This window comes from Pseudomonas sp. G.S.17, from assembly GCF_038096165.1.
Classification (GTDB): Bacteria; Pseudomonadota; Gammaproteobacteria; order Pseudomonadales; family Pseudomonadaceae; genus Aquipseudomonas.
Genome location: NZ_CP151076.1, coordinates 2824642 through 2850783, shown reverse-complemented (window position 1 = coordinate 2850783; position 26142 = coordinate 2824642). Strand labels below are relative to the sequence as shown.

Sequence of the window (26142 nt, the reverse complement as noted above, 5' to 3'; positions counted from 1 at the left end):
GCGGCGATCAGGGCTGGCCTGCCGTCGCGGCGGCAGTCTGAGCGCCAAACATAGCCGCAAAGCGAGGCTTGTTGGCCGCGTAGTATTCGGCAACGACCTTATCTGAAGAGCTGTCACGCGCTGCGGCCATCAACTTCTCAAGATCAGCTTGAGGAATCTTGAAGTTGGCAAAGAACCGCGCGACGTCTGGGTGCTCGGCACTAAAGCCTTTGCGGGCAACTGCGTGGATTTGCTCGGCGCCACCGAAGACATGCTTCGGGTCATCCAGATAGCGCAGGGGCCACTTGGAGAACATCCAGTGCGGGCTCCACGCGTTGATCAACGACCATTTGTCACGTTTTAGATTACGATCCAGTTCGCTCAGCATTCCAGACTCTGAAGAGGCAACCATCTTATAGCCGTCGAGTTTGTATTCCTGAATGGCCTTTTCCGTAAGTTTGTATTGGCCGTTACCCACTTCGGAAGTCAGGATCTTGCCGCCCAGTTTCTCCCGCACCGCTGGCTTGTTGAGGTCTTCAATACTGGCAATCTCACTGACAGGAATAGAAGTGGGCACCGCCATGCCAATCCGGCCTTCATACAGCACACCGAGGTCTTCAAGTTTGTCGCGGTATTTGTCGTAGAACGCCTTGTGAGTACTCGGTAACCAGACCATCGGGATCAGGTCGATATTGCCGTTGGCCACCGCCTGAAACTGAATACCGATGTCCGCAAGAACCAGTTTGACGGGTTGCTTGAGGTGGTCTTCCAGAGCGGCATTTGCCAGCTTTACCGCGATTTCGGTGTCCGACCAGTTTACCCAGCCGATCCGGATAGGTGCCGGGTCGGCAGCATGAGCGACCAGACTGCATGAGGCCATAGTCAAGGCCGCAAACCAGCCAATAAGAGTATTACTGGATAACGTAATCATGGTGCATCTCCGCGTACTGTATGAATAGTTATTGGCAGGGCAGCAGATGAATCAAGTTATCTCATGAACGCAAAATGACATCGCGATCACAAGGGCATTCAGGTTAGAGCTGGATGAATTATTGTTAGGCGAAATCACTGTCCATTCCGGTAGTTCGGCCCTCCTTCGCCCATGGGCGCAATCTGGCGATACGTCGTTAACCAATCAATCGCGCGTTGATCCGCATCGCATCGATCACCCTCACCTCGCAACGCCTTTTGGCTCAAAAGAGCCAGATCAGCCCGTGTTTGCTGGATATTAATCCTGGATTTTGGCTCGCGCAAGCAAAATGTACATACGTGTCATACTCGTTGACACCGACGTACATTCGACGTACCATTATGTCAAAACCAAGCCTGATGTTCTGTTCCAGGAGCGCGCCACCATGTCCAGCGATCCCTTGCTGCAACCCTATAAAATCAAAAACCTGACGCTCAGAAATCGCATCATGACCACCTCCCATGAACCGGCTTATCCGGTCGACGGCATGCCCAAAGAGCTTTATCGGGCCTACCACGTCGAGCGTGCCAAGGCTGGCGTGGCGCTGACCATGACCGCCGGTTCCGCCGCGGTGTCGCGCGACAGCCCGCCGGTGTTCAACAACATCCTGGCTTACAAGGACGAAGTGGTCGGCTGGCTGAAGGACCTGACGGACGAGTGCCACGAGCACGGCGCGGCGGTGATGATTCAGCTGACCCACCTGGGTCGTCGCACTCGCTGGGACAAAGCCGACTGGCTGCCTGTGGTGTCGCCGTCGCACCGCCGCGAAGCGTCGCACCGGTCCTTCCCCAAGAAGATGGAAGAGTGGGATATCGACCGGATCATCAAGGATTACGTCGATGCCGCCGAGCGCATGAAAGTTGCGGGCCTCGACGGCCTTGAACTGCAGGCCTACGGGCATTTGATGGATCAGTTCTGGTCACCGTTGACCAACGACCTCGATGGCCCTTACGGCGGTTCCCTGGAAAATCGTTTACGTTTTACCTTCGATATCTTGCGCGGCATCCGCAAGCAATGCGGTGAGGATTTTCTGCTGGGGGTGCGTTACACCGGCGATGAGGACCTGGCCGGTGGCTTCGGCGCGCAGGAAGGCATCGCTATTTCGCACATGCTCAAGGACAGCGGCCTGGTTGATTTTCTCAACGTGGTGCGCGGGCACATCGACACCGATGCGGGGCTGACCGATGTGATTCCCATTCAGGGCATGCGTAACTCGCCGCACCTGGATTTCGCCGGTGAAATCCGCGCGGCGACAGGTTTCCCGACGTTTCACGCAGCCAAGATTTCCGACGTCGCTACAGCCCGGCATGCCATCGCCTCCGGCAAAATCGACATGGTAGGCATGACCCGCGCGCACATGACCGATCCGCACATCGTGCGCAAGATCATCGAAAAACGTGAAGAAGAGATCCGCCCTTGTGTCGGGGCAAACTATTGCCTGGATCGCATCTATCAAGGCGGCGCGGCGTATTGCATCCACAACGCCGCGACCGGCCGCGAAACCACCATGCCCCACGAAATCCCCAAAGCGCCTGCCAGACGCAAAGTGGTAGTGATTGGAACCGGCCCGGCGGGTCTGGAAGCAGCCCGCGTGGCCGGTGAGCGCGGTCACGACGTCACGGTGTTCGAAGCCGCTGACCTGCCTGGCGGACAGATTCGCCTGACCTCGCTCAGCGAGCGGCGCCGGGAGATGATCAGCATCATTGATTGGCGCATGGCGCAATGCGAACGTCTCGGGGTGAGATTCCACTTCAATACCTGGGCTGAAGCCGACACGGTGCTGGCTGAAGAGCCAGATGTCGTGATCGTCGCCACCGGCGGGATGCCGGACACCGATGTGCTGAAACAGGGCAATGAATGGGTGGTATCAACCTGGGACATCATTTCCGGTGACGTCAAACCCGGCAAGAACGTGCTGATCTTCGACGACGCTGGCGACCATGCGGCGCTGCAGGCTGCGGAAGTCATCGCCAACAGTGGCGCAACCCTGGAGATCGTCACACCGGATCGGTCCTTCGCACCGGAAGTGATGGCGATGAACCTGGTGCCTTACATGCGCAGCCTGCAAGACCTGGACGTGACGTTTACGGTGACCTATCGGGTCGAATCCGTGGAGAAACGGGACGGTAAGTTGTTAGCCAGTTTTGGCAGCGATTATGGCCAGGTCCACAAGCAGCGCGTGGTCGATCAGGTGGTAATCAACCACGGCACCCTTCCCCTGGACGATTTGTACTTCGATCTACGCGCCCTTTCGCGCAACGGCGGCGCCGTCGAGCAGCAGGATCTGATTGCCGGGAATATTCAGAATATCGTGACCAACCCCGAAGGCCGCTTCCAGCTGTTCCGGATCGGCGATGCGGTCGCGGCGCGCAACACCCATGCCGCCATCTACGATGCGTTGCGACTGGTGAAAGACATCTGACGGCATGCCCCTGACTTCAACCATCAGGGGCAATTCATTGACCGGAACGGATTGAGGCTTGGTTGATCAGGATTGAAGCCCTTTGCGGGCCACCGCAGCCCCTTCCTGCAATGCCCTGCCGATTAGCGCCGAAAAATGACCGTGAGTCATTGCTTGCAAAGCGGCGGCCGTCACGCCCCGGTAAGCCACCAAGGCATCAATGATTTCCTGAGGATCACGACTGGCCAGCAGCTGGCTGCTATTGACCACGACATTTTTCGCCGCCAGTTGCGCGATATCAGCGGGGATGCCGGCAGCGATTGCCTGGTTGCTCAGTGCCGTCAGCAACAAGGCGGGAAAGGCAGGCCCCGTGCCGGAGAGCGCTGAAAGGTAGTCAATAAAGCCCTCCTCCTGAACCTCGGCCGCAGTGCCGACGCATTCGAACAGGCGCTGCACGAGATTTTTCCCCAATGCGTCCATCGCCCCAAAACAATACCAGGGCGTAAAGGACTGCTCGATCTCTACCGCCGCATTGGGCATCGCCCGCACAACTGCTGAAGCGGATGTCTGCGCGGCAATGGTTTGCGCGGTAATTCCAGCCATCAAGGAGATGATTGTTTTGCCCGCCGCGTTGATGTGCAGGCTGGCGAAATGTTCAGGACGAACCGCAATGATCACCATGTCGCTGCGATCCACCAGCGCCTGATTATCGGTAACCAGGCTGGCGCCCTGCTGGGCCAACGGGTGGGTTCCCGATCGGTTTGAAACCACCAGCTTGCCGGCTGGAAACAATCCCTTTGCCAGCACAGCCTTGGCGATTGAGCCACCCAACCAGCCCGTGCCGCCAATGATGCCCAGCGTCTCATTGGTCATCGGCAGCTGACTCCTCGAAGGTGTCTGTCAAAGGCACGAAGCTTCCAGGTTCCTTTTCGGCATAACCGAACTTGCCGTAAAAACGATCCAGCTCACGCTGCTTGGGTACCTTCCCGGTGAAAATACTCACGTAATGGGGAATACGCTGGAAACGCACGGTAATCAGCTCATTGGTGTTCATGGAGATATAGCCGATTTGCGTCAGATAAATCGTGCGAGCCCGTGCGTCAGCACCCTGGCTGTCATAGCCGAAGCGCTTGAACATGCTCGCCAGGGCGTTTATTCGTTGCTCGTCTATGGTCGCGACTTCTGCGGCAACTTCATTTGATTGCAGCGCCCAGCTACGGACCGCAAATTCGAACTGCGAGTCGAATAACTGGGGATTGAGCCAGCATTCGAAGACATTCAGGATGGCTTCGGAAATGCTTTCCGCATAGCTTTCGCACTGCCGGATCAACCCACCGGTATTGGTATCGCGCCAGCGCGTGAGCAAGGCGGCCAATAGTTGCTCGCGATCCTCAAAAAACCAATAGAAGCTGGTGCGTGACAAACCGAGACGCTTGGCCAGCGGCATGACCCGAACCGCATCGATACCCGACTCCTTGAGCGCATCATAGGCGGCTTCAAGCCATCCCTCCGGCGACCCGCGCCACCCGCTATCCAGGGCCTTGCCACGGGTCTTCCCTAATTGGGACATCTGGGCAACCTTCTTCAAAAACGTGTAATTTAAATGTACTCCGATGCCCTTTGAATGTACACCTGAGTACATTTGATTGACTTTCACTTCCTTCGGCACTTTGAGAGCACGCATCATGAAAATCCAGCCGCTACCGCAGCGCTGAACGAAGAACCGGTCATCGAGCAAGCTCGCACCCTGGATCAGCAGGAGGGCCTGTTTACCGTCACGCTGTCCCGCTCAGGTAAGACCTTTAGCATGCCGGGCAACCAGACGGTACTCACGGCAGCCAAAAAGGCCGGTGCCATCGAGCCCTCTTCCTGCAGCCAAGGGGTATGTGGCACCTGCAAGACCACAGTCCTGCAAGGCACGGCGGAAATGAACCACAACGGCGGTATTCGCCAGCGTGAAATCGACAAAGGGCTGCGTCTGCTCTGCTGCAGCGAACCGACGTCAGACCTGGTCCTGGATTTATAAACGCGGCGCCCTACTAAAACAGCACCCGCCAATACATCAGAGACGAAACCGATCCACCGATTGCGAAAGTTTGCCCGCCAGGGTCGACAGGTCATCGGTAGTAGCCGCCGTCTGGCCAATGACCCGGCTGTTGTCTTCGGACATGTTGGCAATCATTTCCACTTGATGGGCGATTTCGTTACTCGCCAGGCTTTGCTCGCCGATGGTCCGGGTGATGTCATTGACCAGCTGAGTCGTCTTCAGAGTGGCATCGAGAATTTCGCGGATGGCGCGCTCGACGTCGGCGGTCACTGCCATGCCTTTGTCGACCTGGGCAACGCCCGTCTCCATGCTGGTGACAGCCTCGCGGGTGCTTTGCTGGATGCGTGAGACCATGCTGGCGATTTCCTGGGTCGAAGCACTGGTTCTTCCGGCCAGGTTGCGCACCTCGTCGGCAACCACAGCAAAACCACGGCCCTGCTCACCTGCGCGGGCGGCCTCGATGGCCGCATTGAGCGCGAGCAGGTTGGTCTGGTCCGCGATGCCCTTGATCACCTGAATGATGCTGAAAATACCCTCGGACTCCTTGTCCAGGGTGCGGATCACTTGTGCCGACTGCTGCGCGGAGCGCGCAATACTGTCCATGTCGTTGACCACCTGATGGATCACGCGACCGCCGTCCTTGGCCAATTCCTCAGCCTGATTGGCCATCTGCAGCGCGCGCCCGGCGTGTCGGGTGATTTCCTCGATGCTCGCGGTCATTTCGCTGGCCGCAGCGGCCATGGTGCTGGCCGCCACGCTTTGCTGTTGGCTGCTGCCGGTGACCTGATGGCAGCCGCTGCTTAATTGCTGGCTCATGCCACTCACGCCCTGGGCATTGCTGCGAACCACCTCGATCATGCCGCGCAGGTCACGCTGCATGGTCGCCAGACTGCGAATCAGCATGCTGGCTTCGTCCCGTTGCACAGGCTCGACGATAGTTTCGCTCAGGTTGCCATGGGCAATGCTGTCGGCAATCCGGCTGGCGGACTGCAACGGCCCCATGATGCTGCGAATCACCCAGCGTCCCTGGATCAACAGCAACAGCAGGCTGGCGAGCAGCACGCCGCCGAGGGTTATGTTGGCATTGCTGATGGTTTGCCGGGTACCTTCGCCCGTCAGCTGAGTGTCGGTTTCGATCAACTCGCTGAGGGCGGCCAACTCCTCTTCCAGTTGGCTGAAGGCTTTATTGAACGTACCCAGTTGCAGCTGAGCAGCATTCGGATCATCCAGGGCCAGTCCGACGATGCGCTCGCCGGCACTGATGTAGGTGTCGAGGCTTGGCCGCATTTTGCTCAAGGCGGTCTTGATAGTGTCGTTGACCGGCAGCTTGAGATTGTCACCGAGCATCTGACGAAAGTGTTCCGCGTGTTCAGCGATGGAGCTACGCACTTCATCCTTGGTGCTGGTGCTTTTCCCCAGCCCCACCAGGATCGCGGAGAACACGTCGCCGCGCAGCGCATCGTGCATCATGTCCGCTTCGAGATGATTACGCAGCGCGGTCATGCTGACTTCACTGTCATTCACTGCATCGCGCATCTGGAGGTTGCCCAGATAGCTGACCAGGCTGACGATCACGGCAGTGAGCAAGCTGGTGCCAATCAGCAAAAGCAGGCGTAATTTTATCGACATCCAGTGGTTTCCCTGTTGGCATGTGCGTCGTCAGCTGGGCAAACCAGCCACGGATTGCTGTACTCGAAAGGGTTATCGACTGTTGCAACTCGTTACTTGAGCGTATTCCCTGCCGTTAATATTTTTACGACCTGCGGTAAAGCCGCTCTGGCGACCGCAAGTGACACCGCAGCCTTGCAGCATCAAAAAAAGGCGGTTCAACCCCCAGTGCAAACCGTATTTGGCGATCTGGTCGTCAATAGATGCACTGGCTCAAATGTAGAGGCATGTGCCGCCATTCAAAAACGCCGGGTGCTGATCAACTCATCAAGCACCCGCGTGGGAACACGAAACTGCACCGACATGTGATCCTCGCCCGGCTCGATCTGGAAGTCGCTACGCAGCCCATACTGCGACAAATCCTGCAGCCGCTCTTGCAAGGCGCGGGCATCCTGGATGGCCTGGACAAGATCGCGCTCGCCCATCAATAGCGTCAGGCTGCTGTGGGTCAGGTTCAACTGTCCGGCATGCGCGCGTTGGCTGAAGGCACGCTCGGGCTCCAGCAGGTAGCGATCTTGCCACCAGAGGCTTGGGCTCACCGCTACCACATGCTGGAACAGTGTCGGCCGGGTGAACAGCGTATAAACACCGAACATGCCACCAAAGGAATGCCCCACCAGACTGCGCTGATCCTGATCGACCTTGAAATGCTCGGCCACTTTCGGCATCAGGCGCTGTTCAATGAAGTCGAGGAACAGATCCTGCCCACCTTGCGGCGGGTCGTTGCGCGCAGGCGGCGCAGGCGGTGACAGGTCAAACGCCCGCCGCACGAAATCCAGCGGCGTGTCGCTTGGGTATCCGATAGCCACCAGAATCGAACCACGCAGCCGTTTCTGCGCCCGTTTGGCTGCATGGAAGGCTGGAAAATAGGCGTTGCCGTCAAGCAGATATATCACCGGATAACCGCCGGTGTACGGCACATCGCCCTCAGGCAGGCTGATCATGATGCGATACTCGCGGCCCTCCGCGCTGTGCATCGTCCACTGTTCGGTACCGTCCAGGGTCACCGGTTCTGCGTGGGCGGCAGGGAAACCAAGCTGCAGCATGGCGCCCAACACCATCAATAACGTGCGAATCATCGTCTCTCTCCTTACCAGCGATAGCTCAGGCTGGTGACGACACTGCGCGCCTCACCCCGGTAGCAATAGCCTTCCTGGCAATTGATGTAGCGCTTGTCGGACAGGTTGCGACCATTCAGCGCCAGACGTACACCGTCCATAGCGCCACCGAAGTCGTAATGCACGCCAGCATCGATCAGGGTGTAGTCCTCGTTCTTCACGGTGTTGGCGGCATTGCCGTAGTTGCTGCCGGTGTAGCGCGCGCCGCCGGACAGCCCAAGGCCCATGGGCAGGCGGTAATTCAGCCAGAGCGAGGCCAGATGACGCGGCACATTCATCGGTGCCTTGCCTTCATTGCCGTCATTGCTGCGGGTGACTTCGGGATCGTTGAAGCTGTAGCTCGCCGTCATCCGCAGGCGATCACTCAGGTCGGAAACCGCCTCCAGTTCCAGGCCACGGGATACCTGCTCGCCCGTTTGTATGCTGTTGAGGGGATTGGCCAAATCACGAGTACGCACATTGGTTTGCGTCAGATGGTAGAGCGAGCCCGTCAGCATCGTGCTGGTGCCCGGCGGCTGGTACTTGAGGCCCACTTCGTACTGCTCGCCCTTGGTCGGCTTGTAGGGTTCGCCACTGGCGTCGGTCCCACTTTCGGGCCGGAACGACGTGGCATAGCTGACGTACGGCGCCAGGCCATTGTCGAACAGGTAAAGCACGCCAACCTGGCCGGTGGTCGCCGAATCATTCGTGTTGCTGTTATCGCCACTCAGGTTGTTCGAGCGACGCACCTTGACCCAGTCACGGCGCAGTCCGGCCGACAGGCGCCATTGGTTGAGTTCGATCTGATCCTGCATATACAGGCCGCTGCGATGCTCCAGCCCGTCCTCGTCAGCCAGGGAAGTCGTGGGCCGATCAACCGGCTGGTGATAGTTCGGCGCGTAACGATCGATGGAGGGTGCCTCGCCCATGGCATACAACAGCGACGTGTCGATCCACGCATAGTCCATGCCGGTGACCAGCGTGTGTTGCAGATTTCCGGTAGCGAAGCGACTCACTAAGCGGGTATCGGTAGACAGCGATGACATGTCTTCGTAGACACCAATGGCTGAGCGGTTGAGGGTATGGCCATCGCCGGCGTCGCTGGGCTGGAGGTACTGATTGGTGGTGTTCACCTGACCGTAACGCAGGTTCTGCTGCACGCTGAAGGTATCGTTGAACGCATGTTCGAACTCATAACCCAGCGTCCACTGACGTTGTTTGAGCTTGTCAAAGTACTCGTCACCCTGCCAGAAATTGGAGAGATGATCGCCGTCCTGATACAGCATCGGCGAAGCACCGGTCTCGCGTTCCTGATACTGCGCCAGCACGGTCAGGCGAGTGTCGGGGTCGATCTCCCAGCTCAGCGAAGGTGCCAGCAGGCGGGTATCGTTGTTCAACTGTTCGATATAGTTTTCTGCATCGCGGTACACGCCAACCGTACGGAACAGCACATCCCCCGCTTCATCCAGGCGCCCGCCCACATCGAACTGCGCCTGTTGGTGGTTGTAGTTGCCGGACTGCACCTGCACTTCGTTTTTCGCCAGCAGGCTCGGCCGCTTGCTCACCCGATTGACCATGCCGCCGGGGCTGATCTGCCCGTAGAGCACCGAGGCCGGCCCCTTGAGCACTTCAATGCGCTCCAGGTTGTAGGCCTCGGTGGAGTACAAGGACAACCAGCCACTGCCCGGCTGGCGCAGGCCATCGAGAAAGTCGGCGCCGATGGTGGTCTCGAAACCACGGACACTGATCATGTCGAAGCGCGGGTCCAGCCCCGAGCTGCCGACCCGCACACCCGCGCTGTAAGCCACGGCATCTTCGACCCGGTCGACCTGGCGATCAGCGATCTGCTCGGCCGTTACGACACTGATGCTCTGCGCGGTTTCCAGGATCGGCTTGTCGCTCTTGGTGGCGCTGCTGGCATTGCTGGCGAAATAGCCTGCCACTGGCGCGAACGCACTCTGAACCGATGCGGCATCGATGTTGGTGGGTTCAAGTTGATAGCTGGTGTCGGTCTTGCCGGGCAGCACCACATAGCCGGATGAGGTCTTTTGCGCGACCAGACCGCTACCGGCAAGCAGCTTCGCCAGGCCCTCGTCCAGCGATCCGCCGCCCGGCAGGCCTGGGCTGCTCATGCCGCGCACCGTCTCCGGAGAATAAGACAGGGTAATACCGGCCCGCTCGGCGAAGGTGCTGAGCGCCTGCTGCAACGACCCGGCAGGAATGCTCGGGGCCGCTGCCTGCCCGGTATTCGACGCTGCCGCCTGAACCGGCAGGCTCGCCGCGCCCCCGAGCAAGGCCAACGCCAGGCATACAGCCTTTGGCAGAGTGCGGGACGGGAACGGGGCAATGGCACGCAGAGGCAGTCTGGCAAAGAACATGACGGTATCCATTCAGGAAGTGATCATCCCTAACCGGACGAACCGCAAAAACCCGACAACTTATTTACACCAGCGGCATGATGCGCACCCACCAACGGGTACGCTCGACGATGTGCACCGGCAGCAGATGAGTGAGGTTGCGCAGCATGACCTCGGGTTCATCAAGGCGGAAAACGCCGGACAGGCGCAAGTCGGCCACCGTGTTATCGCAGCCCAACCAACCCTGACGATAACGGCCAGCCTCAGCCAGGAAGTCGACCAGGCGGATATCGTTGACCAGCAACAGACCCCGGGCCCAGGCGAAGGGATCGAGCGGCCCCTTGCCCAACACCGTCATCTGCGTTGCGTGAATGCCCAGCCCGTTACCCGCTTGCAGACGGCGCTGCCCGAATGAGGTGGAAATCAGCACCTCGCCGCGCTCGACGTGGACTTCACTGTAGCCATCACGCTCACGCAGCACTGCCCTCGCCTGCCGGCCCTCACACTCAGCGAAACGGCAGCGCACACGCCAGTCGGTACCGTCCACCAGCACCTCGCCAGTACGCAGCAGCCACTCGCGCCCCCGCACATCCACTGCACTGCCGGTATTGAGCGTCAGCTCAGCACCGCCCAACTCTACCCGGCGACGCTCGCCCGTGGTCGTGGCAAAGTCGCTGCGCCAGGCGGGCGGCGCTGTCGTGACCAGCAGCGTTGCACTGCCCGCAACCAAACCGAGGCCGAGCAACTTCAGTGTGCGTCGACGGCTTAGATCAGCCTCGGCCCGTCGCAACAGCGGAATGGTGCGTGCGGCATCAGGCAACTGGCTGGCCTGAAACAAGTCACCCATTTGCTGCAAGCGTTGCCATGCCAGCTCATGTCGGGCGTCGTGACGCCGCCAGTCGTGCAACTGCTTATGCAACTCGGCACTGCTGGGGTTGGCCCGCACGCGCATCTGCCACTCGATGGCCGTGCGGATGATGCCCTCCGGCAGGCGCTCGGCAGCCGCACTCACTGTGGCGCCTCAAAGCACACTCGATAGCAATGCATCAGGGCGCTCGCCACATGCCGCTCAACGGTACGACTGGAAACCCCCAGCGCCTGAGCTACCTGGGCATGGCTCAGGTCACCGAGCTGATACAACAGAAACGCTTCGCGTACCGCTGGCTTGAGACCGTCAAGCAGCCGCGCGATGCGCTCCAGGCATTGCAGCGCCTCATGACGGACCTCAGGTGATGGATGGCTGGCCTCGGGCAACTGCGCCAGCGCCTCAAGATAGGCTCGTTCCAATGCATCGCGCCGCCAATGGTCGATCACCAGACCTCGGGCGATACGTACCAACAGCGCACGCGGTGCACGAGCGCTGATCGGTTGACCGCGCACCAGCAAACGCAAAAAAGTGTCCTGGACCAGATCCGCCGCTTGCTGCGAGCACCCCAACGAGCGCCGCAACCAGCCCTGCAGCCAGCCGCGATGCGTGCCATACAAAATATCGAGAGAAACGATCGAATCCGTTTCATGGAGCGACATGGAACGCCTCAGACAGACAAACACGAAAAACGCCATGAATGGGCATGGCGGACGCGCGCACCTTAAACGCGAATTGTTCTTATTACAACCTTTTCTGGAGGGCCATTCGACTATTCACCCAGGCTTTGTGCTAAGGGCGACATCGTTGCGCAGGCGCTTTCTCGGTGAGACTCGCCTGCGCGCATCGTTCCAACATAGGTATCGCATCTGCAGAACAAAACACCCCGCAAGCGCTATGCACTTGCAGGGTGTTGTTTAACTAATTTAGAACTGTCGATGTTTCAGTCACATCAACTCTGCTTGTTATTGTTTGCCTTGCTTTTCTATCAGCCCGGCGAGCATTTCGTACTCTTCTGAAGACAGTTCGGTGAGCGGAGTACGCACCGGACCTGCGTCATGACCGACAATTCTTGCACCGGCCTTGACGATACTTACCGCGTAACCGGCCTTGCGGTTACGGATGTCCAGATAGGGCAGGAAGAAGTCGTCGATCATTTTGCCAACGGCAATATGATCTTCCCTGGCAATCGCATGATAAAAATCCATCGCCAGTCTGGGTACAAAGTTGAATACCGCCGAAGAGTAAACCGGAACGCCAAGCGCCTTGTAGGCCGCAGCGTAGACCTCAGCTGTCGGCAGACCACCCAGGTACGAAAGACGATCACCGAGGCGGCGACGGATCGAGACCATCAATTCAATATCGCCCAGACCATCCTTGTAGCCGATCAGGTTCGGACAGCGATCCGCCAATCGCTCCAGAAGCGGCGCGGTGAGACGACACACATTGCGGTTGTAGACAACGACACCGATCTTGACGGATTTGCACACGGCTTCAACATGCGCAGCCACCCCCTCCTGACTCGCCTCGGTCAAATAATGAGGGAGCAACAATAACCCTTTGGCTCCCAATCGCTCGGCTTCCTGCGCATATTGAATCGCCTGGCGTGTAGACCCGCCCACACCCGCCAGGATCGGCACACTGCTGGCGCAGGTATCGACAGCAGTCTTGATGACCGCGCTGTATTCGTCAGCTGCCAGGGAAAAGAACTCCCCGGTTCCACCCGCCGCAAAAAGCGCACTGGTGCCATACGGAGCCAACCACTCCAAACGTCGCGCATACCCGGAGGCATTGAATTCACCGTGGCTGTCGAAATCAGTCAGCGGGAACGAAAGAAGCCCCGAGGAAAGAACGGATTGAAGCTCAGATGGAGTCATCTTTTTATCACCTGTTTTATTGTCATTGGGAAAGCAATTGAAGTCATACGACATCATATAACAATAAATAAAACAACCCTGCCGTTATTTAAAAACGAATAATCGCAAATTTGAGCAGCCAGTTTCCTGCTACTGATTACTTTCCTTTATCTGACTAATAAGAATATTGACTCAGTAAATACCGCTATTGCGATTGACATAACTTCGCCAGAAAGAAAGACTCACCACAGGTCATACGACGACTTACAACTAATAATAAAGGTGATTTCACTTATGCTCCGTTTGCATTGTCCTGCATCGCGCTCCAACCGGCTCAGTGGCTCTCTCATTGCAAAATCTCGGTTGCGCAGCCCCCACACAATCACCGTGGTGCAAGCACCATGAAAGAACTCCTGAAACTCTATTTTCTAGTGCTGAAGGTGGTGATCATTGCGTGCCTGATTTGTATCACTGCGCTGATCTTCACCAACGTAGTGTTGCGCTACGGCTTCAATTCCGGCTTGTTCTTCACTGAAGAAATTTCCAGGCTGGCATTCGTCTGGCTCGTATTCGCCGGCTCCCAACTCATGCTTCATGAAAAAGGCCATATCGGCGTCGATATCCTGACCAGCCGTGTCTCGCCCCGAACAGCCAAACACTTATTGACGTTGACCTATCTGCTGATGCTGTTCACAACCTCGCTGTTTCTCCAGGGCAGCTGGAAGCAGACACTGATCAACCTGCATGTGGGTGCCCCTTCCACCGGAGTTTCCATGGGGTTGTTCTATGGCGCCGGGTTGGTGTTTTGCGTCTTGAGCACCATCCTGCTCTGCGCTCAATTGGTGAAACACCTGGCCACACCGGCTGGCGTGCCGCTGTCCTCAACCGCACACGGGGTGCTCAAATAATGGCCTTGGGCGTTTTTGTCGGCGTGCTGATGGCCGCCTTGCTCATAGGCGCGCCAATCGCCTATGCACTGATCCTCTGCGGCGTAGCCCTGATGTGGCTGCTCGGGTTGTTCGACGGCCAGATCATCGCGCAGAACATCATCAACTCGGCGGGCAGCTTTCCGTTGCTGGCCATTCCTCTGTTCATCATCGCCGGTGAGGTCATGAACAGCGGCGGCCTGTCCAAGCGCATCATCAACCTGGCCATTTCTCTGGTCGGCCATATGCGCGGCGGCCTTGGTTACGTCACCATCTTCGCCGGGGTACTGCTCTCCAGCCTGTCCGGGTCGGCACTGGCCGACGCGGCGTCGCTGACGGCGCTGTTGCTCCCGATGATGGTCATTGCAGGTTACAACCGCAATCGATCCGGCGGCCTGATCGCCTCGGTCTCGGTGCTCGGCTCGATCATCCCGCCCAGCATCGGCTTTGTCGTGCTGGGGGTCGCTTCCGGTTTGTCGATCACCAAACTGTTCCTGGCGGGGATCGCCCCAGGGCTGATGATCGCCACTGCGCTAGTCATCGCCTGGTGGCTGGTGTCACGCCGTGACAACGACGTCGAACTGAGTCCGAAGGCCTCTGGCAAGGAACGTCTCAAGGCCCTGGCCGACAGCACCTGGGCGCTATTGTTGCCAGTGATCATCGTGGCCGGCCTGCGCTTCGGCTTAGTGACACCTACCGAGGCGGGCGCAGTGGCGAGTGTCTATGCGCTGCTCGTGTCATCGCTGATCTACCGTGAACTAAGCCTGAAATCATTCAGCGAGCTGCTGATGCGCGCAGGAAAGACTACTGCGGCTGTCATGTTCCTGGTCGCCGCAGCCTCGATCCCGGCCTGGATGATTACCATCGCGGACATCCCGGGGCAGATCATCGAGCTCATTCAACCCTTCATGGACAACCCGAAACTGCTGATCGTGGTGTTAATGCTGTTGATTCTAGTGATCTCCATGGTGATGGACCTGACACCGACGATTTTGCTGCTGGCGCCGATCCTCGTCCCGGTAGTGACCGCTGCGAACATCGACCCGATCTACTTCGGCGTGCTGTTCATGATCAATTGCTCCATCGGCCTGATAACACCGCCCGTGGGCACGGTGCTCAACGTCGTCTGTGGAATCGGCAACATGCGCTACGAAGCGCTGCTCAAAGGCACCGTCCCGTTCCTGATCGCCGAAGTCATCGTTCTCTTCCTTCTGGTGATCTTCCCCGAGCTGGTGACTGTTCCGGCGCAATGGTTCGCCCACTAAAACAACTGACAAAAAAAGGAAAAACCATGAACAAGCAACTCACCGTTCTTGCTGCCCTATTGCTGGCCAGCAGTTTGAGCTTCGCCGCCGAATACAACGCGCGCACGATCAAGTTTGCCGCAACCAGCCCGAAGGGAACGCCGCCGGCAATCGGCATGGAGCTGTTTGCCAAAAAGGTCAACGAACGCAGCGGAGGCAAGATCAAGATACGAACCTTCCCCAATGGAGTGCTGGGTGGCGACGTACAGGTGCTCTCCTCATTGCAGGGTAACGTGGTGGAAATGATGACCTGGAACGCCGGCCTGATGCTCAATCATGTGACCGACTTCGGCATTCTCGACTTCCCCTTTATCTACAACGATATGGCCAAGGTCGACGCCATGCTGGATGGCGAAGTCGGCAAGATGCTGATCGACCAGTTACCGGCGAAAAACCTGGTCGGCCTGGCGTTCTGGGAGTTGGGCGTGCGCAACCTGACCAACAACGTCCGGCCAGTGCAGAAAATGGAAGACATCGCTGGCCTGAAGATTCGCGCGCAACAATCGCCCTTGTTCCTGGACGCCTGGACCGCACTCGGCGCGAATCCAACACCCCTGCCCTTCACCGAAGTTCACACCGCACTCGAGACCCACACGGTGGACGGCCAGGAAAACCCGGCGGCACTGATCCTCGCCTCAAGGTTCAATGAAGTTCAGAAATACCTGAGTCTGACTCAGCACAATTACAACCCGCAGATTGTTCTGATCAGCAAGCCCTTCTGGGACACATTGAATGTGGATGAGAAGGCGCTGCTCACGGAGGTCGCCATGGAAGTGCGCCTTGAGCAACGCGAAATTTCCCGCCAGGCCGACAGCACAACGATTGCCGAACTGCGCAGCTCCGGCATGCAAGTCAACGAGCTGGCTCCCGAAGAGATCGCGCGCATTCAGCAAAAGGTCCGTCCTGTGATCGAAAAATACGCCGCGCAGATCAATCCCGAACTGGTGAGCAAAGTCTACAAGGCCATGGATTACCAGCCGCAATAACGATGCCGGACATACGGCCGGCCCTGCGCTGGCCGCCCCACTCAGCGCACGCTTTTTAAACAATAGAGAGGAAGCAACACCATGAAAATTTCGGTCGCACAGATCCACCCGGTGGCTGGTAATCCGCTGCAAACCATCGACAAAGTTGCCCAACTGTCGCGTCAAGCCGCAGAAGAAGGATCGCGTCTGATCGCATTTGCCGAATGCCTGTTGACCGGAGGCTCCTTCGACAGCCGCGAAGAACTGGAAGAAGGTGCCATCAGTCTCAATGCACTTGACCCCTTGCTCGCGGCCACGGCGGAAACCGGTATCCACATTGTCGTCGGCTTCTATGAAAAATACGCCGATTCGATCTTCAATACAGCCGCACTGATCGGCCCCAAAGGGATCATAGGCCTGCATCGCAAGCGTCATCTGCCGTTCATGATCGGTGACCGCTTCACTGATCGCCCAGCAGAATGGACGCCGCCGGTATTCGACACTGAGATCGGCCGTATCGGCCTGGCCATCTGCTATGAAATCCGGTTCCCCGAAGTCATTCGCACCCTGGCACTGGAGGGCGCTGACATCGTGATCCTGCCAGCGGCCTGGCCCGAACAGGCGCGCCTGCTGCCGGACGTTTTCAGTACCGTGCGCGCGGCCGAAAACATCGTCTATTTCGTGGCCCCGAATCGTAACGACCTGGATGGCGGCATGCAGTTCATCGGCATGAGTCACATCATCGAACCTTCCGGCAGGACCTTGATCCGCGCAGGACAGGAAGATGGCGTCTTCAGCGTCGACATCGACCTGGACAAGGCGCGTAACAAGTCATTGATACGCGACCCGGGCGTGTTCGAGATACACCCCTTCCGCGACCGGCTGCCAGAGACCTATCGCCTCTGACGCAGCAGTCACCGATTACGCACTCTCAGGTACTTGCAATGCACAAGAAGCTCACCTCACTGAAAGATCGAATGGCTGAAGGCCCGACGTTCGGGATGAACATCTACAGTACGTCCTGCATGGCCATCGAAGTGGCTGGCAACTGGGGGCTGGATTTTGTCTTCGTTGATGCCGAACACACTGCGCTTGGCGTCGACAAAGACATGGAAAAATTGATTTTGGCGGCCAACCATGCCTCCATCCATAGCCTGGTACGCGTTCGCGGCACCCTCGAATGGGACATCCGTAAAGCCTTGGAAATGGGTGCTTCAGGGGTCATTGTTCCCCAAGTCCACAGCGCCATACAGATGCGGGAAATCATCCGCTACAGCAAATTCCCCCCATTCGGGCGGCGCGGCGGTGACAGTTCGGTTCGCTCCGCGAATTTTGCTGGCCCCGGATTTGACTGGGCCAGTTACACGCAAAAGGAAAACTCCCGTAGTGTCATCGTGCCTATGGCCGAAAGCTATGAGTTCTTCGACAACATCGATGAAATTCTCGACGTCGAAGGTATTGATGCGGTGCACTTCGGCCCGGCGGATTATTCGCTGTCGCGTCAGTTGCCGGTCGACTATCGCCTCGGCAATCCCGAAGTCCTGGCGCGGCTGGCATTGCTGATCGAGAAATGTCATGACCGCTCGATTCAAGTCATGGTGCCCTGCTTTCCCGCAGACACGGAGACTTCCCGCCGCCTTTTGGATATGGGCTGCGACATGTTACTGATGGGCAGTGATCTGTCATGGCTGAACCAGGCTGGACAACATATCTCGGCCATTCAGAAGACACTTCAGGGGTAAAGGAAATCCTTCAATAAGAACAGCGGATAAACAATTAAGGCCGAATCAATAAACTTGATTCGGCCTTAACAGTATCCCGGAAAGCGTTAGCTGACTAAAAAATTTTGACGCAACAGTGTCGCCTGAGTAAGTGCAACCAACTCATCGAGCTGAACATCAGGCCTTTCCGTTACATAAGACAAACAGAACCTGGCCGGTTCTATAGCGGGCTTGCAGGGCAACACCTTCAACAAATCAACAGCCAACATATCTCGAATTAACGGAACCGGAAGAATCCCGATAGCATATCCGGCAGAGATCATTTTCGCGATAAACGCCAGGGAATTACTGGAGTGAAAAGCCTCGGACACACTCCCCCCTTCTTTCAGCCACCGCTCAACGACTGAGTACAATGTCGAGGGCGCGGAATGCGTCACTATGGGATGGGCGCAAGCGTGTTTCGGTAGAAACTCCCCCCCTTCGATCTCCAGTTGTGCGGCGGCCACCCACTGAAAGGTCATCCATCCTAAAAAGATGTCCGTGACATCGTCTCGCGTAATCGGGTTGGTCAGAAGCGCCAGGTCAAGCTCGTGATCATTCAGCTTCTGATTAAGCACCGCCCCTACATCAATGGTGATTTCAAGGGTGATCTCTGGAAAATGCGTCTTGATCTCGGCAATGACCGCAGTCAACCCGACCATTGCCGAACATTCGTCAGCACCGACGCGCAATCTGCGATTCTGCTTCTGCTTGGCGGCAAACTGTTCAAGCTTCACGCTGTTGTTAAGCGCCAGCTCCGCATGCTGCAGAGCGATCAGGCCATCGGCGGTGATGATCATGCGCTGCTTGCTGCGGTCAAAAAGCTTCACACTCAGCAACGACTCCATCTCGCGAATTCGAGAGGAAATTGCCGGTTGTGTCAAATGAAGATGTCGAGAGGCCGCATGAACACCACCTAGTCGGGCAGTCCAATAGAAAGCCTCGATCTGCATCAGGGTAATTCTCATGATAAAAATCGTCCCGCCGTTGACTCGTTGTTTTTTATTATCGCATTAAAATCATGCTTGTTAGGATGGACGGACTGTATCAGACATTCATCAAAAACAAGTAAATTCCAGTATGTATATTATTGAAGAACTGCCACGACAGATCGACAGGGAGGAACTTTCGGTTCTCCTCGCAGCGGAGCCGGCAACGATCGGCCACTTCACCACTAGAGGTATTTTAAGTCCCCGGATAAAAGCACACTTCCAGGACATTAGAACCGTTGGAACCGCAGTCACAGTTAGAATGCCTGGGGCTGATGGGGGAATTCTGCATTACGCGATGGGCTGCGCAAGGCCAGGCGATTTCCTCATCGTGGATCGCTGCGGTGAGCGCGTCACGGCGGCCATGGGCGGAGCCATGGCTTACGCAGCCAGGCAGGCTGGAATCGCCGGGATTGTCATTGATGGCTTCGTCACCGATCTGGGTGAGTTGCGCCAGCATGGTGTTCCCATCTGGTCCTGGGGCGCCAGTGCCGTGACCACCCGGCTCAAGGGCAACGAAGGTGAGTTTTGTACGCCGGTCCAATGTGGAGGTGTGGTCGTTCATCCCGGCGATGCCGTGGTCGCCGATGAGAACGGCATCGTCATCATCAAGCCAGACCAGGTCCTCAGACTGGCCCGACGCGCAATCAAGTTTCAGGACAACGAAAAAATCACCTTGGCAAGATTGGCAAACGGCGAGAAATTCCCGGATGTCGTAGGTTCCAGATCGATCATCAACGCTGCAATCGGGGACCTCTGAACAGGCGAACACAGATCCGCTTTGCTGCCCCGTTTCTGCCATGTAGCTCCCTCAAAAAAACAAAAGGACTACCATGCAACCGTTCAAGATTCCGCCCCTGATCATTGCCCTGCTCAGCGGTCTTATCGGTCCCGCAGCCTTTGCGGACACCCCGGCAACCACCCACTTCAATGTCATTGGCGGTGGCAGCCACAATTACACGTTTCGCGCGGTGGAAAAGCCGTTCTGGAACACGACCCTGCCCGCGAGCTCTGGCGGGACCGTCACGGCTCGCCTCAGAGGGCTATCGGAAAGCGGCCTCAAAGGTCCGGAGATGGTGCGCCTGCTACGTCTTGGCGCGGTTGATGTCGGCATGGGGGTTTTCGCTTTTGTTGCCGGTGATGATCCGTTCTTCGAAGGGATTGATCTGCCCGGCCTGGCTGCCGATATCGAAACCTCACATCGGGTTTCGACTGCGTTCAAACCGGTATTGGCGCAACGCATGGCCGAACGACATGGCGTCAAGTTGCTGGCAACGGTGCCCTATACGGCGCAAGTGTTCTTCTGTCGCACCCCCGTCACCTCGATAGAGGACCTCAAGGGACGCAAGATTCGCGTTCGCGGACGCAATATGTCCGAGATGATCAAAGCGCTCGGCGGATCGCCCATGACCTTGCCTTTCGCCGAGGTCGTGACGGCCATGCAGACCGGGGTCATTGATTGTGCGGTGACAGGCATTGGCTCAGGCAACGCGGCCAGATGGTACGACGTCGCCAACCACATCTATAACCTGCCGGTGGACTGGTCGATTGGTTTCTACGCCATTGGCCTTAAGCGCTGGCAGTCATTGCCCGAACCTGTACAGCGCCTGCTGCAAGAACAGTCCGACGTACTCGAAGCCAGGTGGTGGGAAGAAACCGCCAAAGAAAATCACTCTGCATTGGCCTGCAATATCGGCGCGCCTGACTGCCAGATTCACCACCCCGCCAATATGCAGGTCAGCACACCGACAAACGCCGAGAAACAGGTGGTGCGGGACGCTGTTCTTAACATCGCCAACAACTGGGGCAAACGCTGCGGGGCGCAATGTGTCGAGCGCTGGAATGCCACGGCCGGCGTTGCCCTTGGCGTAAATCTGCAAAACCCTGACCCGCGCCCAATCCGTTGAGTACCTGTGAATCTGCGCGACAACAGTTGTTGCGCGTTCTGAACGCCCCGTTTGCGGAGAACCCCAGCCATGAAACACACTGATTTTTCTGGTATCAGGCTCGTAAACACCATCGCCAGGCTGAGCGCATGGCTCGGCGGCATTGCACTGATGGGCACCGCATTGATGATCGGCACCGACCTGATCCTGCGCAAGACCATCGGCCTGTCCATGGGTGGAGCCGACGAAATTGCCGGTTATGTCCTGGCCATTGTCAGCACCTGGGCGTTTCCCATCGCCCTGTTAAAGCGCTCCCATATCCGGGTGGACATTATCTACTCACGGCTGAAGCCCAAAACCAGAACATCGCTGGACCTGCTGGCCCTGAGCTGCATGGCGATGTTCGTCGGTACCTTGCTGTTCCACTCATGGGGTGTGCTGTGGGACTCCATTCAGTACCGCTCGGTTTCCACCACGCCGCTGCAAATTCCGCAGTGGGTGCCTCAATCAGTCTGGTTCGCAGGTTACGTGTTTTTTGCCCTGACCATTGTGGTACTGGCCTGCGCGAGCCTGTCGCATCTGCGTCAACAAAGATGGGCGTCGATCACTGCGCTGATCGGTATCAACTCCGTCGAGGAGGACATTCAAGAAGAAATCCACAGTCCCGCACCGGGGCGCAAAACTTCCCCATCGAATGGAGCGCACTAGATGCTGGCCTTTACCCTCTTCACCCTGCTCGCCTTGCTTGGCTTGAGCGTGGCCGCAGCGGTCAGCATCGGCCTGCTGGGCATTTCGTTGTCAGAACTGTTTTCGACTTTGCCACTGAGCAACGCCATGGGCGAAATCGCCTGGAGCACCAGCGCCGAATTCCTGCTGGTGGCGATTCCGCTTTATATACTCATGGGCGAATTACTGGTGTGTTCAGGTGTCGCAGGACGCATGTATGGCGCCGTCGCCAAATGGCTTTCGTGGCTGCCCGGCGGCTTGATGAACTCCAACATTGGCGCCTCGGCACTGTTTTCGGCAACCAGCGGCTCCAGCGTGGCGACCGCCGCGACGATCTCGACCATAGCCCTGCCGGAGCAGGAGCGAAAAGGCTATTCAGCGCCGCTGTTCCTCGGATCTATCGCCGCTGGCGGTACCCTTGGCATATTGATCCCCCCCTCGATCAACATGATTCTGTTCGCGCTGATCGCCAATCTGTCGGTGCCCAAACTCTATCTGGCAGCGACGATTCCGGGCATTCTGCTCAGCTTCATGTTTGTCGCAATGATCGTCCTGGCTTGCATTATCCGCCCCGAACTGGGGGGTAAAAAAGAGCACTCAACCTGGGCTGAACGACGGGACAGCATTCCCGACCTGCTTGCGCCGCTGGCCATCTTCGCCCTGGTGGTCGGAGCCATCTACAGCGGCTTCGCAACTGCCAGTGAGTCGGCGGCCCTGGGGGTCATTGCAGCGTTTTCACTGGGCCTGTGGCGACGCGCGTTTACCTGGAAAAATCTGGCGCAGGCCTTCGAATCCACTATGCGTACGACCGGAATGATCATATTCATTACCTTGTCGGCGTTCTTCCTCAATTTCGTGCTGTCTTCCATAGGGCTGACATCCACCCTGGTCAGTTTCGTGACGGACCTCGACATGTCCCCGATGGGAACGCTGCTGGCCATCATTGTGTTCTACATCATCCTCGGCTGCTTCATGGATACGCTGGCCATGCTGATCACCACGGCACCGCTGGTGGTGCCAGTCATTGTCGCCCTGGGTTTCGATCCACTGTGGTTTGGCGTGATACTTATCATTCTGTGCGAAATGGGACAAATCACGCCCCCATTCGGGATGAATCTATTCGTGGTGCAAAGTATTCGCAATAAAGGCAAGTTCCTGGATGTGGTCTACGGCGCCTTACCTTTCTGTTTTGTATTACTTATGTTGATCGCGCTCTTGATCATGTTTCCGCAGATCGCGCTTTGGCTCCCACAATTTGCTTGATTTTTTGCTTTCAGGAATCTCTATGCCTCGTTTCGCTGCCAATCTCAGCATGCTGTACCCGGAACACCCGTTTCTTGATCGTTTCGCCGCCGCTGCCGCCGATGGTTTTCAGGCCGTGGAGTACATGTCTCCTTATGACTACAGCGCCCGGCAATTGAAACAGCGGCTCGACGACAATGGTCTGGTCCAGGCGTTGTTCAACGCCCCGCCCGGCAATGTCGGGAAAGGAGAAAAAGGCATAGCATCCTTGCCGGGGCGCGAAGCTGAGTTTCGTATCGGGTTTGAGCAGGCCCTGGAATACGCCGCCGTACTGGGCAACGATCGCATCCATGTCATGGCCGGGCAGCTGTCGTCTGAAGCGGAGCGCGGCAGACACCATGCAACCTATCTGGAAAACCTTGACCATGCAGCGACACAAGCAGCCAAGGTTGGCGTGACTGTGCTGTTGGAACCGATCAATACCCGCGACATTCCGGGCTTTTTCCTCAACCATCAACATCAGGCCCAGGCCGTCTGCAGGGAACTCGGCAAGACCAACCTCAAGGTTCAGTTCGACATCTACCATTGCCAGATCGTCGAGGGTGACGTTGCGACCAGGCTGCGTCGTGATATCGACGGTATCGGTCATATCCAGATCGCGGGCGTACCGGACCGCCACGAACCGGACAGGCTCAATGAAGTGAATTATCCCTACCTGTTCGAGCTGATCGATCAGTTGGGCTACAGCGGCTGGATCGGTTGCGAATACCGGCCACGCGGCAACACTTCCGAAGGTTTGAAATGGCTGCGTGACTGGAAAGCCCGATCAATCCAGAGCGAAGCATAGCTTCCAGGTCGACGACCATGAAGCCGGGGAAAGTGTGGCAGTCAGTTGTCAGTCAAACAAGCCGCACAACCTCAGCAATCACACTGGCCAGCGCGCTCTGACCGAATGGTTTGGGCAACCTGGGCAGACTGACCGTGACATCAGACGAGAGTTCGGCAAATCCAGAAGACAGGATGATCGGGATATCAGGAAACCGCACGGCGATTATCTCGGCAAGTTCGAGCCCCGTCATATCGGGCATTGCCATGTCAGTGATGATTAAATCGAAATCCGCTGAGTGCTCCAGCGCTGCCAACGCCTCCAGCCCTTCAGAGGCAAGAACGACGCGATGCCCAAGGTCTTCGAGCATTGCCCCGGTACTCATCAATACCAACGGATCGTCGTCGACGAACAGCACTTTGAGGCTTCGACATTGTTCGGAATTTGCCTGTCCGGGAATACAACTCGATGCGTCTGCAGCCTGAGCCGCCGCGTCGACCGCTGCGATCGGCAGCCAAAGCTCGGCAGTCGTCCCCTGCCCGATCGAGCTTTTCAGTAAGAAGTGACCACCGGACTGAGCGGCCAGACCATGGACCATCGAGAGGCCGAGTCCCGTGCCCTTGCCTGCCCCTTTTGTCGTAAAGAAGGGCTCCATGGCGCGCTGCAAGGTTGCCTCATCCATCCCGGCGCCGTCGTCGACAACTGAAATACAGATAAACCTGTCATCGCTCAGTGCTGAGCCTGGAATTGAATCTTCCCGGGCAGATATCAGAACTTTTCCACGTCCCGCCATTGCATCACGACTGTTGATAATCAGGTTCATGAGTGCCATTTCCAGCTGGCTTATATCGACCAGCACAGACCGCAGGATCAGAGGGAATCTTGTGTCTACCTCGATACCTGCGCCGAGCATGCGCGACAGTAGATCGGCCATGTCCCGGATCAGGCTGACGACGTCTACGGGTTTAGGATCGAGTTCTTGCCGACGAGCGAAAGCCAGCATTCGCTGGGTGAGCGTTGCCCCACGTTGAGCGCCAGCGATTGCGTTATCCAACAGAGGAAACAGTGTCGATTCACCAGGGAGACGTTTTTTGGCCAGCTCCAGACTGCCAAGTATCACCGTCAGCAGGTTGTTGAAGTCATGGGCGATACCGCCCGTCAACTGGCCCAGAGACTCCATTTTCTGCGCTTGAAACAAAGCCTCCCGGGTCTCTTTCAGGGCAAGCTGTGCCTGGGCGCTTTCGGTAACATCTCGGGTGATTTTCGCGAAGCCGATCAGGACGCCTTGTTCATCTTTTATCGGATCGATAACCACATGGGCCATGAACCGTGAACCGTCCTTGCGCAAGCGCCATCCCTGCCCCTCATAGCGGCCTTCGGCGACTACCGTATCAAGGGCGCGCTGCGGGATGCCGTTCTGTGCATCTTCAGGTTGAAAGAAGATAGAGAAATGTCTGCCTATGACCTCTGCAGGTTCATACCCTTTGATGCGCTGTGCGCCCGCGTTCCAGGTGGTGATGATGCCGGAGCGATCCAGCATGTACAGGGCGTAATCGGTCACACCCTGCACGAGCAGGCTAAACTGCTGCTCACTGTGGCGCAGCGCTTCCTGGGCCGCTTTACGCTCGGTCAAATCCCGGGTGACCTTTGCAAAGCCGATGAGCGTGTCATCAGATGAGCGTATCGGATCGATGACGACCGACGCCCAAAGCTGCGTTCCATCCTTGCGCAGGCGCCAACCCTCACCTTCGAATCTGCCCACACGCGCGGCGATTTCCAGCGCCTTGGCGGGCAAGCCCGCCGCAAGGTCATCTGGCGTATAGAAAAGCGAGAAATGCTCCCCCAACACTTCACTTTGCTCGTATTGCTTGATCCGCCTGGCACCCGAGTTCCAGCTACGGATTATCCCGTTGAGATCGAGCATATAGATCGCGTAGTCGACGACAGCGTCTACCAGCAGTCGATAGCGGTCGTTCTCGGAAAATGTCTCAATGAGGGATTCGGAGGGATGCATGCTGATCTCGTGAGAACAGAGGATTACGGTCAGTCATTATGGCGAAATAGCGGCTCAAGGCGAGCAACCTTTGGCACATGTGCTGTATGGGCATGGTTTTCACGCCAGACATAGCGTTGACTCGATTCGTCATCCATTCACGACTGTATGCAAGAACGCTGTCTGCGATGGAGGTAGGAAGATGGATAAACCCGTGTGCGCAAGCGGGCAAAAGATGCACTTCAACATCTGCCAATGTTCAACTGGAACGCTCACAGCAAAGAC

Annotated in this window: 22 protein-coding genes and 2 pseudogenes; 12 read left to right on the top strand and 12 right to left on the bottom strand. The window is 57.4% G+C overall.

Going from position 1 to position 26142, the window contains the following annotated elements:
* Window positions 1–7 precede the first annotated feature (7 nt).
* Complete coding sequence (locus tag AABC73_RS13145; protein ID WP_341523951.1) at window positions 8–910, bottom strand: glycine betaine ABC transporter substrate-binding protein; 903 nt, start codon at window positions 908–910, stop codon at window positions 8–10.
* 424 nt (window positions 911–1334) lie between these two features.
* Between AABC73_RS13145 and AABC73_RS13140 the strand changes: the two genes are divergently transcribed.
* The gene (locus AABC73_RS13140; protein ID WP_341523950.1) at window positions 1335–3371 is read left to right on the top strand and encodes an NADH:flavin oxidoreductase; all 2037 of its coding nucleotides are present in this window, start codon (window positions 1335–1337) and stop codon (window positions 3369–3371) included.
* Window positions 3372–3437: 66 nt separating this feature from the next.
* On the opposite strand, the gene AABC73_RS13135 is transcribed toward AABC73_RS13140, so the two are convergent.
* Together AABC73_RS13135 and AABC73_RS13130 are read right to left on the bottom strand one after the other, a co-directional pair.
* Window positions 3438–4223, bottom strand: a complete 786-nt coding sequence (locus AABC73_RS13135; RefSeq protein ID WP_341523949.1) for a pyrroline-5-carboxylate reductase dimerization domain-containing protein — start codon at window positions 4221–4223, stop codon at window positions 3438–3440.
* Window positions 4213–4920 carry a TetR/AcrR family transcriptional regulator gene (locus AABC73_RS13130; RefSeq protein WP_341524236.1) on the bottom strand — a complete coding sequence of 236 codons (708 nt, stop codon included), beginning with the start codon at window positions 4918–4920 and terminating at the stop codon, window positions 4213–4215. The genes AABC73_RS13135 and AABC73_RS13130 overlap by 11 nt, the downstream gene beginning before the upstream one ends.
* A gap of 135 nt (window positions 4921–5055) precedes the next feature.
* Between AABC73_RS13130 and AABC73_RS13125 the strand changes: the two are divergent.
* Window positions 5056–5376 (top strand): annotated as a pseudogene (locus AABC73_RS13125) (2Fe-2S iron-sulfur cluster binding domain-containing protein); the annotation flags it as partial.
* A 36-nt stretch (window positions 5377–5412) separates the two neighbouring features.
* On the opposite strand, the gene AABC73_RS13120 reads toward AABC73_RS13125, so the two are convergent.
* The 6 genes from AABC73_RS13120 to kdgD form a co-directional block, all read right to left on the bottom strand.
* Entirely contained in the window at window positions 5413–7026 is a 1614-nt protein-coding gene (locus AABC73_RS13120; protein WP_341523948.1) for a methyl-accepting chemotaxis protein, read from the bottom strand.
* A gap of 278 nt (window positions 7027–7304) precedes the next feature.
* Complete coding sequence (locus AABC73_RS13115) at window positions 7305–8144, bottom strand: alpha/beta hydrolase-fold protein (RefSeq protein WP_341523947.1); 840 nt, start codon at window positions 8142–8144, stop codon at window positions 7305–7307.
* An 11-nt stretch (window positions 8145–8155) separates the two neighbouring features.
* Complete coding sequence (locus AABC73_RS13110; RefSeq protein ID WP_341523946.1) at window positions 8156–10540, bottom strand: TonB-dependent siderophore receptor; 2385 nt, start codon at window positions 10538–10540, stop codon at window positions 8156–8158.
* A 64-nt stretch (window positions 10541–10604) separates the two neighbouring features.
* Window positions 10605–11531, bottom strand: a complete 927-nt coding sequence (locus AABC73_RS13105) for a DUF4880 domain-containing protein (protein WP_341523945.1) — start codon at window positions 11529–11531, stop codon at window positions 10605–10607.
* The gene (locus AABC73_RS13100) at window positions 11528–12046 is read right to left on the bottom strand and encodes a sigma-70 family RNA polymerase sigma factor (RefSeq protein ID WP_341523944.1); all 519 of its coding nucleotides are present in this window, start codon (window positions 12044–12046) and stop codon (window positions 11528–11530) included. The genes AABC73_RS13105 and AABC73_RS13100 overlap by 4 nt, the downstream gene beginning before the upstream one ends.
* A 303-nt stretch (window positions 12047–12349) precedes the next feature.
* Window positions 12350–13261, bottom strand: coding sequence for a 5-dehydro-4-deoxyglucarate dehydratase (gene kdgD, locus AABC73_RS13095; protein WP_341524234.1), 912 nt, complete (start codon window positions 13259–13261; stop codon window positions 12350–12352).
* A gap of 380 nt (window positions 13262–13641) precedes the next feature.
* On the opposite strand from kdgD, the gene AABC73_RS13090 reads away from it, so the two are divergent.
* From AABC73_RS13090 to AABC73_RS13070, 5 genes are all read left to right on the top strand, one after another.
* Window positions 13642–14148 (top strand): TRAP transporter small permease, encoded by a 507-nt coding sequence (locus AABC73_RS13090; RefSeq protein WP_341523943.1) that lies wholly within the window; start codon window positions 13642–13644, stop codon window positions 14146–14148.
* A complete protein-coding gene (locus tag AABC73_RS13085) occupies window positions 14148–15431 on the top strand; it encodes a TRAP transporter large permease subunit (RefSeq protein WP_341523942.1) in 1284 nt (427 codons plus the stop codon). The genes AABC73_RS13090 and AABC73_RS13085 overlap by 1 nt, the downstream gene beginning before the upstream one ends.
* A 26-nt stretch (window positions 15432–15457) precedes the next feature.
* The gene (locus tag AABC73_RS13080) at window positions 15458–16456 is read left to right on the top strand and encodes a TRAP transporter substrate-binding protein (RefSeq protein WP_065835862.1); all 999 of its coding nucleotides are present in this window, start codon (window positions 15458–15460) and stop codon (window positions 16454–16456) included.
* 81 nt (window positions 16457–16537) lie between these two features.
* Window positions 16538–17341 (top strand): carbon-nitrogen hydrolase family protein, encoded by an 804-nt coding sequence (locus tag AABC73_RS13075; protein ID WP_341523941.1) that lies wholly within the window; start codon window positions 16538–16540, stop codon window positions 17339–17341.
* A gap of 38 nt (window positions 17342–17379) precedes the next feature.
* Window positions 17380–18177 (top strand): aldolase/citrate lyase family protein, encoded by a 798-nt coding sequence (locus AABC73_RS13070; protein WP_341523940.1) that lies wholly within the window; start codon window positions 17380–17382, stop codon window positions 18175–18177.
* Between the two features lie 86 nt (window positions 18178–18263).
* Here the strand turns inward: AABC73_RS13070 and AABC73_RS13065 are convergent, their stop codons facing one another.
* Window positions 18264–19163, bottom strand: a complete 900-nt coding sequence (locus AABC73_RS13065; RefSeq protein ID WP_341523939.1) for a LysR family transcriptional regulator — start codon at window positions 19161–19163, stop codon at window positions 18264–18266.
* Window positions 19164–19275: 112 nt separating this feature from the next.
* Here AABC73_RS13065 and AABC73_RS13060 point away from each other — a divergent pair, with 112 nt between their 5' ends.
* From AABC73_RS13060 to otnI, 5 genes are all read left to right on the top strand, one after another.
* Window positions 19276–19944, top strand: a complete 669-nt coding sequence (locus AABC73_RS13060; protein WP_341523938.1) for an RraA family protein — start codon at window positions 19276–19278, stop codon at window positions 19942–19944.
* A gap of 73 nt (window positions 19945–20017) precedes the next feature.
* Window positions 20018–21091, top strand: coding sequence for a TRAP transporter substrate-binding protein (locus tag AABC73_RS13055; protein ID WP_341523937.1), 1074 nt, complete (start codon window positions 20018–20020; stop codon window positions 21089–21091).
* Window positions 21092–21160: 69 nt separating this feature from the next.
* A complete protein-coding gene (locus AABC73_RS13050) occupies window positions 21161–21778 on the top strand; it encodes a TRAP transporter small permease (protein WP_341523936.1) in 618 nt (205 codons plus the stop codon).
* On the top strand, window positions 21779–23059 hold the full coding sequence (locus AABC73_RS13045; RefSeq protein WP_341523935.1) for a TRAP transporter large permease: 1281 nt from the start codon (window positions 21779–21781) through the stop codon (window positions 23057–23059).
* A gap of 22 nt (window positions 23060–23081) precedes the next feature.
* Entirely contained in the window at window positions 23082–23885 is an 804-nt protein-coding gene (otnI, locus tag AABC73_RS13040; RefSeq protein ID WP_341523934.1) for a 2-oxo-tetronate isomerase, read from the top strand.
* A gap of 52 nt (window positions 23886–23937) precedes the next feature.
* Here otnI and AABC73_RS13035 read toward each other — a convergent pair whose 3' ends face one another.
* Together AABC73_RS13035 and AABC73_RS13030 are read right to left on the bottom strand one after the other, a co-directional pair.
* On the bottom strand, window positions 23938–25878 hold the full coding sequence (locus tag AABC73_RS13035; RefSeq protein WP_341523933.1) for a PAS domain S-box protein: 1941 nt from the start codon (window positions 25876–25878) through the stop codon (window positions 23938–23940).
* A gap of 118 nt (window positions 25879–25996) precedes the next feature.
* A pseudogene (locus AABC73_RS13030) lies at window positions 25997–26110 on the bottom strand (alpha/beta hydrolase); the annotation flags it as partial.
* Window positions 26111–26142 lie beyond the last annotated feature (32 nt).

Bases quoted from the DNA above. Each gene is read 5' to 3' on its own strand.
- AABC73_RS13145 (WP_341523951.1), bottom strand. From the start codon at position 910: ATGATTACGTTATCCAGTAATACTCTTATTGGCTGGTTTGCGGCCTTG.
- AABC73_RS13140 (WP_341523950.1), top strand. From the start codon at position 1,335: ATGTCCAGCGATCCCTTGCTGCAACCCTATAAAATCAAAAACCTGACG.
- AABC73_RS13135 (WP_341523949.1), bottom strand. From the start codon at position 4,223: ATGACCAATGAGACGCTGGGCATCATTGGCGGCACGGGCTGGTTGGGT.
- AABC73_RS13130 (WP_341524236.1), bottom strand. From the start codon at position 4,920: ATGTCCCAATTAGGGAAGACCCGTGGCAAGGCCCTGGATAGCGGGTGG.
- AABC73_RS13120 (WP_341523948.1), bottom strand. From the start codon at position 7,026: ATGTCGATAAAATTACGCCTGCTTTTGCTGATTGGCACCAGCTTGCTC.
- AABC73_RS13115 (WP_341523947.1), bottom strand. From the start codon at position 8,144: ATGATTCGCACGTTATTGATGGTGTTGGGCGCCATGCTGCAGCTTGGT.
- AABC73_RS13110 (WP_341523946.1), bottom strand. From the start codon at position 10,540: ATGTTCTTTGCCAGACTGCCTCTGCGTGCCATTGCCCCGTTCCCGTCC.
- AABC73_RS13100 (WP_341523944.1), bottom strand. From the start codon at position 12,046: ATGTCGCTCCATGAAACGGATTCGATCGTTTCTCTCGATATTTTGTAT.
- kdgD (WP_341524234.1), bottom strand. From the start codon at position 13,261: ATGACTCCATCTGAGCTTCAATCCGTTCTTTCCTCGGGGCTTCTTTCG.
- AABC73_RS13090 (WP_341523943.1), top strand. From the start codon at position 13,642: ATGAAAGAACTCCTGAAACTCTATTTTCTAGTGCTGAAGGTGGTGATC.
- AABC73_RS13085 (WP_341523942.1), top strand. From the start codon at position 14,148: ATGGCCTTGGGCGTTTTTGTCGGCGTGCTGATGGCCGCCTTGCTCATA.
- AABC73_RS13080 (WP_065835862.1), top strand. From the start codon at position 15,458: ATGAACAAGCAACTCACCGTTCTTGCTGCCCTATTGCTGGCCAGCAGT.
- AABC73_RS13075 (WP_341523941.1), top strand. From the start codon at position 16,538: ATGAAAATTTCGGTCGCACAGATCCACCCGGTGGCTGGTAATCCGCTG.
- AABC73_RS13070 (WP_341523940.1), top strand. From the start codon at position 17,380: ATGCACAAGAAGCTCACCTCACTGAAAGATCGAATGGCTGAAGGCCCG.
- AABC73_RS13065 (WP_341523939.1), bottom strand. From the start codon at position 19,163: ATGAGAATTACCCTGATGCAGATCGAGGCTTTCTATTGGACTGCCCGA.
- AABC73_RS13060 (WP_341523938.1), top strand. From the start codon at position 19,276: ATGTATATTATTGAAGAACTGCCACGACAGATCGACAGGGAGGAACTT.
- AABC73_RS13055 (WP_341523937.1), top strand. From the start codon at position 20,018: ATGCAACCGTTCAAGATTCCGCCCCTGATCATTGCCCTGCTCAGCGGT.
- AABC73_RS13050 (WP_341523936.1), top strand. From the start codon at position 21,161: ATGAAACACACTGATTTTTCTGGTATCAGGCTCGTAAACACCATCGCC.
- AABC73_RS13045 (WP_341523935.1), top strand. From the start codon at position 21,779: ATGCTGGCCTTTACCCTCTTCACCCTGCTCGCCTTGCTTGGCTTGAGC.
- otnI (WP_341523934.1), top strand. From the start codon at position 23,082: ATGCCTCGTTTCGCTGCCAATCTCAGCATGCTGTACCCGGAACACCCG.
- AABC73_RS13035 (WP_341523933.1), bottom strand. From the start codon at position 25,878: ATGCATCCCTCCGAATCCCTCATTGAGACATTTTCCGAGAACGACCGC.